9 protein-coding genes and 2 pseudogenes are annotated in these 13,105 nt (G+C 61.3%); 8 read left to right on the top strand and 3 right to left on the bottom strand.

What is annotated here, in order from left to right; all coding sequences use genetic code 11:
- The first annotated feature begins 95 nt into the window (after positions 1-95).
- The 8 genes from KGB27_RS02985 to KGB27_RS02950 all read left to right on the top strand — a co-directional run bounded on the left by KGB27_RS02985 (position 96) and on the right by KGB27_RS02950 (position 9,173).
- Positions 96-1,139 (top strand): TRAP transporter substrate-binding protein, encoded by a 1,044-nt coding sequence (locus KGB27_RS02985; RefSeq protein WP_008033809.1) that lies wholly within the window; start codon positions 96-98, stop codon positions 1,137-1,139.
- A 15-nt stretch (positions 1,140-1,154) separates the two neighbouring features.
- Positions 1,155-3,053 (top strand): TRAP transporter large permease subunit, encoded by a 1,899-nt coding sequence (locus KGB27_RS02980; RefSeq protein WP_223553121.1) that lies wholly within the window; start codon positions 1,155-1,157, stop codon positions 3,051-3,053.
- A gap of 40 nt (positions 3,054-3,093) precedes the next feature.
- On the top strand, positions 3,094-3,552 hold the full coding sequence (locus tag KGB27_RS02975) for a thioesterase family protein (protein ID WP_223435158.1): 459 nt from the start codon (positions 3,094-3,096) through the stop codon (positions 3,550-3,552).
- 15 nt (positions 3,553-3,567) lie between these two features.
- On the top strand, positions 3,568-4,527 hold the full coding sequence (locus tag KGB27_RS02970; protein WP_192228377.1) for an amidohydrolase family protein: 960 nt from the start codon (positions 3,568-3,570) through the stop codon (positions 4,525-4,527).
- Positions 4,520-5,479: an amidohydrolase family protein gene (locus tag KGB27_RS02965; protein ID WP_223553119.1), complete on the top strand. Its 960-nt coding sequence runs from the start codon at positions 4,520-4,522 to the stop codon at positions 5,477-5,479. Before KGB27_RS02970 ends, KGB27_RS02965 begins: the two co-directional genes overlap by 8 nt.
- 31 nt (positions 5,480-5,510) lie before the next feature.
- Positions 5,511-7,088: an aldehyde dehydrogenase (NADP(+)) gene (locus KGB27_RS02960; RefSeq protein ID WP_223553117.1), complete on the top strand. Its 1,578-nt coding sequence runs from the start codon at positions 5,511-5,513 to the stop codon at positions 7,086-7,088.
- A 125-nt stretch (positions 7,089-7,213) separates the two neighbouring features.
- Positions 7,214-7,786, top strand: a complete 573-nt coding sequence (locus KGB27_RS02955) for a PPC domain-containing DNA-binding protein (protein ID WP_223553114.1) — start codon at positions 7,214-7,216, stop codon at positions 7,784-7,786.
- Between the two features lie 79 nt (positions 7,787-7,865).
- Positions 7,866-9,173: an OprD family porin gene (locus KGB27_RS02950; protein ID WP_223553111.1), complete on the top strand. Its 1,308-nt coding sequence runs from the start codon at positions 7,866-7,868 to the stop codon at positions 9,171-9,173.
- A gap of 545 nt (positions 9,174-9,718) precedes the next feature.
- On the opposite strand, the pseudogene KGB27_RS31515 reads toward KGB27_RS02950, so the two are convergent.
- From KGB27_RS31515 to KGB27_RS02940, 3 genes and pseudogenes are all read right to left on the bottom strand, one after another.
- Positions 9,719-10,255: pseudogene (locus tag KGB27_RS31515) on the bottom strand (methyl-accepting chemotaxis protein); the annotation flags it as partial.
- A gap of 324 nt (positions 10,256-10,579) precedes the next feature.
- Positions 10,580-11,473 (bottom strand): annotated as a pseudogene (locus KGB27_RS31510) (cache domain-containing protein); the annotation flags it as partial.
- Positions 11,474-11,866: 393 nt separating this feature from the next.
- Positions 11,867-12,994 (bottom strand): sensor domain-containing diguanylate cyclase, encoded by a 1,128-nt coding sequence (locus KGB27_RS02940; RefSeq protein WP_008042064.1) that lies wholly within the window; start codon positions 12,992-12,994, stop codon positions 11,867-11,869.
- Positions 12,995-13,105 lie beyond the last annotated feature (111 nt).

The raw sequence follows: 13,105 nt of genomic DNA, 5'->3' as shown, positions 1-13,105 counted from the left end.
GCCCTCAGGTCCATCGCGAGCAGGCTCGCTCCCACAAGGAGCAGCGTTCGCGTTGCTTTTTTGAACAACTACAACAAAAACAATAGGTGAACATCATGAGCCGTATCTTGACCGAGTCCGTCAGCCGCCGATCCTTCCTAGTGTCTGCCGGCGTCACCGTGGGTGGCGCATTTGCCGCCAACCTGCTGCCTTCCAGCGTCTTCGCCGCGACCAAACCCATCGTGCTGCGCTACACCAGCAGCCTGCCCGACACCCACCCGCTGAACCAACAGATGAAGGCCGCCTCGCTGGCGATCAAGGCCGAAACCAACGGCGCGGTGGACTTGCAGGTGTACGCCAACGGCGCCATGGGCGGCGACACCGACATGCTGTCCCAGGTGCGCGCCGGGGCGATCGATTTCATTCCATTGCCGGGTGCGATTCTCTCGACGCTGGTGCCGGCCATGTCGATTGAAAGCATGCCGTTTGCGTTCAAGGACTACGACAGTGTCTGGGCCGCGCTGGACGGCAAGCTGGGCGAGTACGTGCGCGCCAAGACCGAGAAGGTCGGCCTGATCCCGATGGAAAAAGTCTGGAACAACGGCTTCCGCCAGATCACCAGCTCGACGCGTCCGATCAACACGCCGCAAGACCTCGCCGGCTTCAAACTGCGCGTCTTGGTCAGCCCGCTGTGGACGTCGATGTTCAGCGCCCTGGGCGCCTCGCCGACCGGCATCAGCATCAACGAAACCTACTCGGCCTTGCAGACCAAAGTGGTCGACGGCCAGGAAAACCCGCTGGTGGTGGTCGAGTCCGCACGTTTCTATGAAGTGCAGAAATATTGCTCGATGACCGACCACATCTGGGGCGGTTTCTGGATCGTCGCCTCGGGCAAGACCTTCCCGAAACTGCCGGCGGACGTGCAGGAAATCGTCTCCCGGCAGATCAACGCCGCCGCGCTGGTTCAGCGCCAACAGGTGATCGACCTCAACTCCAGCCTGGAGCCGTCGCTGACCGCCCACGGCATCACTTTCAACAAAGTCGACCGCACACTATTCAGGACAGACCTGCAATCGAAAGGCTTCTACACCCAATGGAAGGATAAGTACGGCCCGGAAGCCTGGAGCTTGCTTGAGCAATACGCGGGTCAACTGTCCTAAGCCGGAGACAAAGTCATGAAAAATGAACTGCCAATGACGGATGTTGCTCCCGCTGAAGGACTCAGCCCACACCAAACCACATTTCGTCTCGGCCGCGCGCTGGACACCGGTCTGCGCTGGCTGACCGAGGGCAGCGCGGCGTTGCTGGTGGTCATCGAAGTCACGCTGCTGTTCTGCAACGTGTTCTCGCGTTATGTGCTCAACCAGCCGATTGTCTGGGGCGACGAACTGGCTTCGCTGCTGTTCCTGTGGCTGGCGATGCTCGGTTCGGTGGCGGCGATGCGGCGCGGCGAGCACATGCGGCTGACCTCGTTCATCTCGCGGCTGCCCATGGAAAAACGGGCGTTCATCGACACCCTGGGCGCAGTGATCGTCATCACCTTCATCGGGCTGCTGTTTACCCCGGCCTGGGAGTACGTCAGCGACGAGTGGATCATCACCACCGCCGCCCTCGAAATCCCCAACGCCTTTCGCGTCTCCGCCATCGCCGTCGGCCTGAGCCTGATGTTGATGACCTGCGTCGCCCGGCTGTTGACCAGCGCACGGTTGATCGACTTCTCGGTCTCGGTGGCGATGCTCGCATCCCTCGGCGCGTTGTTGTGGGTGGCCGAAGGCTCGATGTTGCTGATGGGCAACTGGAACCTGGTGATTTTCTTCATGGTCGGCGTGATGGCGATGATCGTCATCGGCGTCCCCATCATGGTCGCGTTCGGCCTGGCCACGGTGGCGTACCTGTCGACCATGACCAGCACACCACTCACGCTGGTGGTGGGGCGGATGGACGAAGGCATGGCGAGCCTGATCCTGCTGGCCATCCCGCTGTTCGTGTTTTTGGGTGCACTGATCGAAGCCATGGGCATGGCGCGGGCGATGATCCGTTTCCTGTGCTCGCTGATCGGCCATGTGCGCGGCGGTTTGTCGTATGTGCTGATCGGCGCCATTTACCTGATCTCCGGTATTTCCGGCTCGAAAGCGGCCGACATGGCCGCCATCGCCCCGGCGCTGTTTCCGGAAATGAAGAAGCGCGGCGAGGACGAAAACGAACTGGTGGCGATGCTTAACGCTTCCGGGGCGATGTCGGAAACCATTCCGCCGAGCCTGGTGCTGATCACCATCGGTTCGGTGACCGGCGTGTCGATTTCCGCACTGTTCACCGGCGGTTTCATGCCGGCGGTGGTGGGCGCAATTGCGATGGCAGCCGTCATCTGGTGGAAGAACCGCAAAGGTGAGGCCTCCACCGGCAAACGCGCCTCGGGCAAGGAAATCGGCCACTCGCTGCTGCTCGCGATCCCTGCGCTGGCCCTGCCCTTCGTGATCCGCACTGCCGTGGTCGAAGGGGTCGCCACCGCGACCGAAGTCGCCGCCATCGGCGTGGCTTACACCTTCATCGTCGGTCTGCTGTGTTACCGCTGCTTCGACTGGCGCCGCTTGTACCCGATTCTGGTCAGCACCGCGTCGTTGTCCGGCGCGATCCTGATCATCATCGGCAGCGCCACCGCCATGGCCTGGGCGCTGACCCAGTCGGGCTTTTCGCACCAGTTGGCGCAAGTGATGGCGACCGTTCCGGGGGGCGCGATGGGCTTCCTGATCATCTCCGCCGTGGCGTTCATCCTGCTCGGCAGTTTCCTGGAAGGCATCCCGGCCATCGTGCTGTTCGGCCCGCTGCTGTTCCCGATTGCCAAAGCCATGGGCATCAACGACGTGCATTACGCCATGGTCGCGATCTTCGCCATGGGCCTGGGCTTGTTCGCCCCGCCATTCGGCGTCGGTTTCTACGCCGCGTGCGCCATCGCCAAGGTCGACCCCAGTGGCGCCATGCGCCGGGTCTGGCCGTATCTCGGCGCCCTGGTCGTCGCGCTGGCGGTGCTGATCGCCGTGCCGTGGATTTCCATCGGTTTCCTGCCGTCTGCCTGAATCAACCTTTGACTGTCAGCACTCAAACACGAGGTTTTGTATGAATTTCTCCACACTGCACCCAGGCTCCGCCACCGAGCGCCCACTGATCGTCGACAAACAACGCACCATTTCGTTTCTGGGCGAAGACTTGCGCATCTACGCCACGCCGCGCCTGGTCGACGACATTGAACAGACTTGCCTCGATTACCTGCTGACCTTCCTCGACGAGGGTGAAAACACCGTGGGGGCGGCGGTCGATATCCGTCACGTCGGCGCCACGCTGCTGGGCATGTCGGTGAACATTGCCGCCACGGTCACCCGCATTGAAGGTCGCAGCGTCACCTTCAATGTCGAGGTGCGCGATGACGTCGAGCTGGTGGCGACAGCGGCGCATACCCGTGTGGTGGTGAATGTCGCCAAACTGCGCAGCCGCGTCCAGGCCAAAGCCGAGGCAGCGGCCGCAGGCGACGTCGAAGACGGCGTGCTCAGCCCTTCGCAATTCTCCGCGTCGCGCTGAGTCAGGGTCGCCGTCATGATCACCCTTCACGAACGCAACGGCATGCCGAACCTGGCGGCCGGGGATGCGCTGCCGGTCGTCGATGCCCATCACCATTTGTGGGACTTGGGCAACGGGCGCTATCCGTGGTTGCAGGACGAGTATCACGAGGAATTCTTCCTCGGCGACTATCACAGCCTGTGCCGTGATTTCCTGCCGGAACAGTTCCTCGCCCTGACCGAAAATCAACGCTTGGTCGGCACGGTGCACGTCGAGGCCGAGCGTGCACGCGATGAGCAAGTCGCCGAGACACGCTGGCTGGAACAAGTGAACGCCCGTTACGGCTTCCCGAATGCCATCGTTGCCCATGCCTGGTTCGATCGCGAAGACAGTGCAGAGATTCTCGCCGCTCAAGCCGCCAGGCCGCTGGTGAAAGGCATCCGTTCGAAACCGGTGACCTCGGCATCGCCGGACGTGTCGGTGGCCGGGGCCAAGGGCACCATGCAGGACCCGAACTGGCTGGAAGGCTTTTCGCGGCTGGCCGAGCACGATCTGTCGTGGGACCTGCGGGTGCCGCCGTGGCACCTGGTCGAAGCGGCGGAAGTGGCGGCGATGTTTCCGCAGATCCGCATTGCGCTCAACCACACCGGTTTCGCCTGGGACCGCAGCCCACAAGGCATGGCGCGCTGGCGCAAAGGCCTGGAAGCGTTGGCCTTGCAGCCGAACGTGCACATCAAGCTGTCGGAGTTCGGGCTTAAAGATTCGCCCTGGAATTATGACGACAACCGGATTGTGGTCCTGACCGCGCTGGAAATCTTCGGCCCCGAGCGCTGCATGTTCGCCAGCAATTTTCCGGTGGCCGGGCTGCGCGCGTCCTACGACACGATTGCCGATGGCATGGCCGCGATGCTCGCCCCCATGGGGCGTGCGGTGCAGGAAGCAGTGTTCGCCGGCAACGCCCGACGCTTTTATCGATTGGAGGAGCAGCATGGATAACCTGTCGGCCATCGACTGGCGCGCACGTTTTCTGGCCAGCGGCGACGATGCGGATTTGCCCATCGTCGACGCGCATCAACACTATTTCGATATCGAAAACCATTACTACCCGTGGCTGAACGACCGGCCGTTGCGACCGTTTCGTTATGGCGATTACTCGTCGATCTGCCGCAATTTCCTGCCGGCCGACTATCACCGGCTGACCGGCCGCCATCACGTGGTGCAGACGGTCTTGATCGAGGGTGAGTGGGACCCGGCGACACCGGCCGATGAAGTGCGGTTTGTCGAATCGCTGGCGAAAACCGAGTCCACCCTGGGCGCCATGGTCGCGCAGGCCTGGCTGGATCGTGAAGACGCTTTTGATCTGCTGCGCCTATACGGCGATCACCCGCTGGTGCGCGGCATACGCCACAAACCGGCAGTGACCAGCCGTGAGGCCTGGCGCGAAGATTTTGTCGCCCCCGGTTCGATGCGCGATCCGCGCTGGCGCGATGGCTATGCCCAACTGGCCGAAAACGGCCTGCACTTCGAATTGCAGGCGCCGTGGTGGCATCTGCCGGAAGCCGCCGAGCTGGCCCGGGATTTTCCCGACGTGTCCATCGTGGTCAATCACACCGCACTGCCCGCCGATCGCTCCGAAGAAGGTCTGGCCGGTTGGCGTGAAAACCTCGCCCTGCTGGCAAAGGAACCGAACGTCGTGCTGAAGATTTCCGGCATCTGCATTCCCGGCCAGGCATGGCCGGTCGAGTTGAACCGCGTGGTGGTGAACGACGCGATATCGATATTCGACGTCAGCCGCTGCGCGTTTGCCAGCAATTACCCGGTCGATGGCGTAGTGAACAGCCTCAGCGAAGTGTTCGACGGTTTCAAAACCATTGTCCGGGACCGCTCTCTCGAAGATCGGCTTGCGCTGTTTCATGACAACGCCCGACGCATCTACCGGCTCGCTTGACCCGATTTGAACAGCTCATCAGGAGTCCAACATGTTTGAAGTTTCAGGCCACAACTACATCGCCGGCACGCGCTCGGCCAACGGCACGCACACCCTGCAAAGCCACGACGCCAGCACTGGCGAAGCACTGCCCTTTCGCTTCCATCAGGCGACAACCGAGGAAGTGAATGCTGCTGCAGAAGCCGCGGCCACGGCGTACCCGACTTTCCGCAACCTGTCGGCCGCCCGACGCGCCGGGTTCCTCGATGCCATCGCCGCAGAACTCGATGCGCTGGATGACACGTTCATCGCCCTGGTGTGCCAGGAAACTGCCCTGCCCGCCGGGCGCATTCAAGGTGAACGGGCACGCACCAGCGGCCAGATGCGCCTGTTCGCCACGATGCTGCGTCGGGGTGATTTCTACGGTGCGCGCATCGACCGTGCGTTACCGGACCGTCAGCCACTGCCGCGTCCCGACCTGCGTCAGTACCGCACCGGTCTCGGTCCGGTCGCCGTGTTCGGCGCCAGCAACTTTCCACTGGCCTTCTCCACTGCCGGCGGCGACACCGCTTCCGCCCTCGCCGCCGGTTGCCCGGTGGTGTTCAAGGCCCACAGCGGCCACATGGCAACCGCCGATTACGTCGCCGATGCGATCACCCGCGCAGCGCGCAAAACCGGAATGCCCGCAGGCGTGTTCAACCTGCTCTACGGCAGCGTCGGCGAAGCGTTGGTCAAGCATCCGGCCATTCAGGCGGTCGGCTTCACCGGTTCATTGCGTGGTGGCCGCGCCTTGTGTGACATGGCGGCGGCGCGCCCTCAGCCGATCCCGGTGTTCGCCGAGATGAGCAGCATCAACCCGGTGTTGCTGATGCCCGAAGCACTCAAGGCACGCGGTGAAAAAATCGCCGCCGAGCTGAGCGCTTCCGTGGTGTTGGGTGCGGGCCAGTTCTGCACCAATCCCGGTTTGGTGCTGGGCATTCGCTCGGCGGAATTCACGGCTTTCCTCGAACGTTTTACCGGATTGATGAGCGAACAACCGGCGCAAACGATGCTCAACGCCGGCGCCTTGAAAAGCTATTGCCATGGCCTCGACAACCTGCGCGCTCACCCCGGTATCACGCACCTGGCCGGCAGCGAGCAACAGGGCAATCAGGCGCGGCCGCAAGTGTTCAAGGCCGATGCGAGCCTGCTGATCAATGGCGATGAGCTGCTTCAGGAAGAAGTGTTCGGCCCGACCACCCTCGTCGTTGAAGTCGCCGACCACAGCGAATTGATGCAGGCATTGCACGGTTTGCGCGGGCAGTTGACCGCCACGCTGATTACCGAGGATTCGGAGCTCGATACCCTCGGCGATGTACTGGCCCTGCTGGAACAGAAAGTCGGGCGCGTGCTGTTCAACGGTTATCCCACTGGCGTGGAAGTCTGCGACGCCATGGTGCATGGCGGCCCCTACCCGGCGACGTCGGATGCACGCGGCACCTCGGTCGGGACGTTGGCGATCGATCGTTTCCTGCGGCCGGTGTGTTACCAGAATTGCCCCGACAGCTTGTTGCCGGAGGCCCTGAAAAACAGCAACCCGCTGGACATCGCCCGACTGGTTGACGGCGTCAGCAGCCGCGATGCGCTGTAAGTCACACGGCTTCAACTAACACCCACGTTTAGCGACAACTTCCGCGCCTGTTGAACTACAGGCGTCGGATTCGCTCGTCCCGAAAACCGCAACACCCACACAACAACAAAAACAGAGGAAGTCTCATGCAAGTCCAACGTCACCCGAAACAACGCCTGTGCAAATTGATGCTGGCCATGTCCGCCGCCGTGATGATCAACATTGCAGGTGCTCAATTGGCCTTTGCCGAAACCACTCCCACCGCGACGACCGCGCCCATGCAATGCCCCACTGAAGCCACACCGCGCTACACCAAAACCCCCACCGGTTACCTCATGGTCCTGCGCACGGGCGACAACGCGTTCAAGGAGCTGACCAAACTGGCCATCGCCGAGAAGATCCCCAGCGCGTCCATCACCGGTATCGGCTTCGGCAACGTCAAGTTCGGTTTCTGGAACAAGGACAAGAAGGACTTCGACGCCAAGCTCTTGAACGGTGTCGAGATGGCGAGCATCACCGGCTCGGTCGCCTGGAAAAACGAACAGCCTTCGATCCATATGCACGGCGTGGCCGGTGACGCCACGTTCCAGGCGTATGGCGGCCACATCCTCGACTTCGAAGTCACCACCGGCTCGATGGAAATCACCGTGATCGTCCACCAGCGTCGCCTGGAGCGCGGCATTGACCCATGCATCGGCGCCAACGTGCTGGGTATCTGATCCAGGCATCACGCTCCCGCCTGTCACGGCGGGAGCCACCCTCCTGAATTCAAAAACTACAAAAAAAGGGGCGATTTACATGAGCAACAAGAACACCGTTGTAACCCTGGCGCTGGGCGCCATTGCACTGAGCACCCAGGCCCACGCCGATTTCCTGAGTGACAGCAAGGCAACCCTGGGGATGAGGAATTTCTACTTCAACAACGACAACCGCGACGGCCCGGCCGCGCCGTCGAAAACCGAGGAATGGGCGCAGGGTTTCATGCTCGACTTCAAGTCGGGTTACACCGACGGCATGGTCGGCTTTGGTGTCGATGCGCTCGGGCTGATGGGGGTCACGCTGGACAGCGGCAAAGGACGCCATGTCGGCAGCAGCATGATTCCGTCGGACAGCGACAACAGCGCCGTCGATGAATGGAGCCGGCTGGGGTTGACCGGCAAGGTCAAGGTCTCGAAAACCGAGCTGCGCCTGGGCACGCTGATGCCGAAACTGCCGATCCTGGTGTCCAACGACGGGCGCCTGCTGCCACAGACATTCGACGGCGGCCAGATCACTTCAAGCGAGTTCAAGGACCTGACCCTCACGGGTGGCCGCATCGAACATGCGACGGGCCGTGGCTCAAGCGACCGGACAGGCCTGGCGGCCACCGGCGGCACCCGTGAAAGCAACGCCTTCGACTTCGCTGGCGGCGACTGGAAAATCACCAAAGACCTGACCGCCCAGTATTACTACGCCAACCTCGACAACTATTACACCCAGCAGTTTTTCGGCCTGTTGCACACGCTGGCGATCTCGGACAATCAATCGCTGAAAACGGACCTGCGCTACTTCAAGACCGATTCGTCGGGCGCCAACAGTTCGGGCACCTCAGGCTACCGCATCAGCGGCTACACCGAAGGTGCCGATGGCGAAATCGACAACCGGACCTGGAGCGCCGCATTGATCTACACCGTCGGTGCCCATGCACTCACCGCCGGTTATCAAAGCGTCTCCAGCGGCAGCAACTTCACTCAACTCAGCCAGGGCAACCTGCCCGATAAAGGTGCCGGCGGCGCCAGCCTTTACCTGTACACCGATCGCCTGATCCAGACCTTCACCCGCGCCGGCGAACGCACGTCTTTCGGTCAGTATGCGTATGACTTTGCCGGTGTGGGTGTGCCTGGTTTGAAGGCTTCGGTCATCTACCTCAGCGGCGATAACATCAAGACCGTCACCGGCGACACCCAGAAGGAATGGGAACGGGATTTCGGCCTGGACTACACGATTCAGTCCGGCGCGCTCAAGGGTGTCGGGTTTGGCTGGCGCAACGGCAAGTCCAATAGTGAAGCGAGCCGTGATCAGGATCAGAACCGTTTGATCGTGAGCTACAGCATTCCGCTTCTTTAACCGAGGGAGCCGGAAGACCCCGACCTGGATTCAGGCTTGCCACAAAACCCTTTGTAGGAGCCGGCTTGCTGGCGATGACGGCCTCGAAATCGATGCAAAATCCACGGGCCTCATCGCCGGCAAGCCGGCTCCTACAGGGGGCGCGTTGTTCACACCATTCCGGCCTGCCACAACACCTTTGTGGGAGCCGGCTTGCTGGCGATGGCGGCCTCGAATTCACTGCAAAACCTAAGGGCCTCATCGCCGGCAAGCCGGCTCCTACAGGGATCGTGTTGTTCACACCATTCAGGCCTGCCGCAAAAACTTTGTAGGAGCCGGCTTGCTGGCGATGGTGGCCTCGAAATCGATGCAAAACCTAAGGGCCTCATCGCCGGCAAGCCGGCTCCTACAGGGGGCGCGTTGTTCACACCATTCAGGCCTGCCGCAAAAACTTTGTAGGAGCCGGCTTGCTGGCGATGGCGGCCTCGAAATCGATGCAAAACCTAAGGGTCTCATCGCCAGCAAGCCGGCTCCTACAGGGGATCACATCCCTCCGACGGTTGATCTCAATCCTTGAATTGCGTCAGTTGCTGGTTCAACGACCCGGCCTGATCGCGCAATTGCAGCGACTGATCGAGCAGGCTGCGGATCGCGTGATCGTTCTGCTCGGAGATGCGGCTGACACCCTGGATGGCGACAGACAATTGCTCACCGGTGGCGGCCTGGCTTTGGGTCTGGCGCGCCACTTCGCTGATGCGCATCAGAATGTCCTGGGCATGCTGGCGAATCTGATCGACACCTTGTGCCGAGGTGGTCAGTTGCACCACGCCCAGGCGCACCGCTTCGCCGACTTGCTGGACGTTGGCAACGGTGTTGCGCACATCCGAACCGATGGCGCCGATCATCTCGCCGATTTCACCGGTCGAGCGGCTGGTGCGTTCTGCCAGTTGCCGCACTTCGTCCGCCACCACGGCGAATCCGCGTCCCTGCTCCCCTGCCCGTGCGGCTTCGATTGCAGCGTTCAGGGCCAGGAGGTTGGTCTGGTCGGCGATGCTGCGAATCACCGCGATGATCCCCGCAATCTGCTGCGAGCGTTTTTCCAGGTCGCCCACAGTGCCGGCAACGTCGTCCATGGTCTGGTCGATGTGGGTGATCCCGGCCAGGGTCTGGTTCATATCGCCGGAGATATGCTTGGTCAGCTCTTCGGTGTTGCGCGCCAGTTGCTCCACGTCTTCGGCTTGCTGCGACATCTCGGTGACCGAGTGCGCCAGCGCGGTGACGCCGCTGGCCATTTCTTCGGTTGCGGTGTGCTGCGACGTCGCCCGGTCGGCAACGGCCTGAGTGGTATCGCCCAGGTGATTGGAGATCTGCATCAGGGCGCCGCTGCTGTGGCGAATCGACCCCACCAGATCCCCCAGGCGCTGGATAAACTGGTTGAACGCGCCCGCCAGTTTGCCGGTTTCATCGCCGCTGCGTTGTTCAAATCGCAGGCCCAATTCGCCGCCCCAGGCCTGGATACCGACCGTCAGGCCGGACAGCGGACGAATGTGCCACGCGAGCAAATGCCAGAGCACGATGGCCAATGCCAACAGCGCCACCAGGCCGATGACGACGGCGGTCCAGAGGAACTGATTGATGCCCGCCGTGGCTTCGGCCAGCGGGTACGCCACCATCAGCGCCCAAGTGTTCGGGGCTTTGCCGATGCGCACCGGTTGCAACACATAACCCCAGCCATCGCGCTGGAAGTCATACGGCTGACCGGCCTTGATCGCCTCTTTGGCCGCCGTCGGCAAATCGTCGGCCGGCTGGCTCAAACGCTTCGCATCAGGGTGGCTGGCGTACAGGCCGTTGCTCGACACCAGAGCGCCATAACCTTTGTAGGCATCGATTTTCGCCAGTTGGCGATTGATGCTTTCAAGCGGGATATCGACACCCGCCACGCCCAGGGCTTTGCCGCCCTGCAACAGTGGCGCCATGATCGACACCATCATGACTTTCTGGCCGCTGCCCGTGCTGTAGGCAATCGGTTCGGAAGCCCACGGCTGACGGCTGTGCAGCGGCTGATAGTAGTACTGGTTATCGGCATTTTCCGGGGCATAACCGCTGAGCGCTTCCGATTTCACCGAGCCACTCGCACGGTTCCAGTAGGTCAGGTAACGGCCGGTGGCGTCGTGATTCGGCTGGTTGGCGAATTCGCTGTCCTTGCCATCGAAGGCGTTGGTTTCCCAATACTGCCCCAGGCCCAAAAGTTGCGGATTGGCTTCAAACAGTTGGCGGGTCACGGCATCGGCGGTCTTGCGATCAACGTGCTGTTGCTGCATGGCCGTTGCGACACTGGCCAGCGATTCGGCGACGGTAAAACCGACACCCAGTTCGACTTCCACTTCCTTGGCATTGGCCTTGACGACCGTGTCGACCAGCTCGGCGGTTTCTTTGATGGAGGAGCCATAAGCGATATAGGCGATGGAGCCCAGCAGCAGCGCCATGACGACGACGGTCCCGATCAGGGCCGTCCAGAACAGCTTGAAGTGCAGAGAGCGATTAGGCATGGACATTCTCAAGTGCGCGATTCGTCAACCAGCACGGAGCGCCCAACGGTGTGAATGCAGCCCTGCTGGCAAATTATTTATAGTTGATATTATTTTGCCACTATATAGAAGCGCGCTCTGCCGGTGCAACTTGAATGACCGCGAGGTCACAAGCCTTGCACGGCATCACTCGGAAACGGCGATCTGGTTTCGGCCACGGGCCTTGGCTCGATACAGGGCCTTGTCGGCGTTGTTCATCAAGCTGTGCAAATCAAGGTCGGAGGCGTCCATCGACGCGACACCGAGGCTGGCCGTTATGCAATGCACCGGCCCGGTCATCAATTCGGCAATCGAGCGGATGAGTTGCTCGGCAATGTTCAGGGTTTCTTCAATCGAGGTGTCCGGGAGCAGAATGGCGAACTCCTCTCCCCCCAGCCTGCCGTAGACATCCGTTTCACGAAACGAGGTGCTGATGACCAGGCCCATCTGACTCAGCACCTGGTCCCCGACCTGATGGCCATAGGTGTCGTTGATGTGTTTGAAGTGATCCATATCCAGCATCACGGCGCACAGCGGCAGCTGATTGTTTTTGCAGTAACTGTGCAACTGCTGGGCGTGCTCGAAAAAAGCCCGGCGATTCCTCAGGCCGGTGAGTTCATCGGTCTGCGCGGCAAGATTGGAAATGCGGTGCGCCTGTTCCATTTCACGGGTCAATCGAAAGGCGGTTTCCACCGCATCGGAGAGTTTGCGGGTAGCGCTGGCCACGAATGAGGCGAACACCAGCACCGCCAGTGCCATGCCGACTTGCATCGCTGACGGCTGGAACAACAGCCATATCGTGCACGGCAACAACACCAGGCCAATGGACACCAGCGTCATGTATCGGTAGGCCGAATAGCAGGACACCGCACTGACCGACATCCCGACGGTAAAAAGCATGACCAGTGACTGAGCCAGAATATCGTCCGGGGGCATCAATGCCAGCGCGCCCGCACCCCAGATACCGGCAGATAACACCAGCGTGCTCCAGTATTTCCACTCCCATTGCTCAGGTGTGCGCGTACTTTTGTCGCTGCGGAAATAGGCGATAAACATCGAGACGCGCAATGAAGTCGACGCCGTCAGAATGCCCATCCACCAAAAAATGACGTGGTGATCGAAGCGCTCCCAACACAGCAGGCACAGCATGATCGCCGCCAGGACACTGCCCGGAATCGCCGTCACCGACTGATGGAACAACTGGTGCAGGCGATCAGTGCGTACCTGCGCTGCTATCAAAGCATCCGGGTCATACCGGGGTCCGAGTCCTTCCATTTGATCCGCCTGATCATGATGCTTCGTCAAAGAAGTATTGTGGCACCCAGCCAGTAGCGCAAACAACCGAGGCCTTGAAATGTTTCCGGGCGCCAGATTGAAAGAGTACGT

Source organism: Pseudomonas sp. BF-R-01, from assembly GCF_019946615.1.
In the GTDB taxonomy this organism is placed as follows: Bacteria; Pseudomonadota; Gammaproteobacteria; order Pseudomonadales; family Pseudomonadaceae; genus Aquipseudomonas; species Aquipseudomonas migulae.
This window is presented reverse-complemented; position numbering and strand designations above follow the sequence as displayed.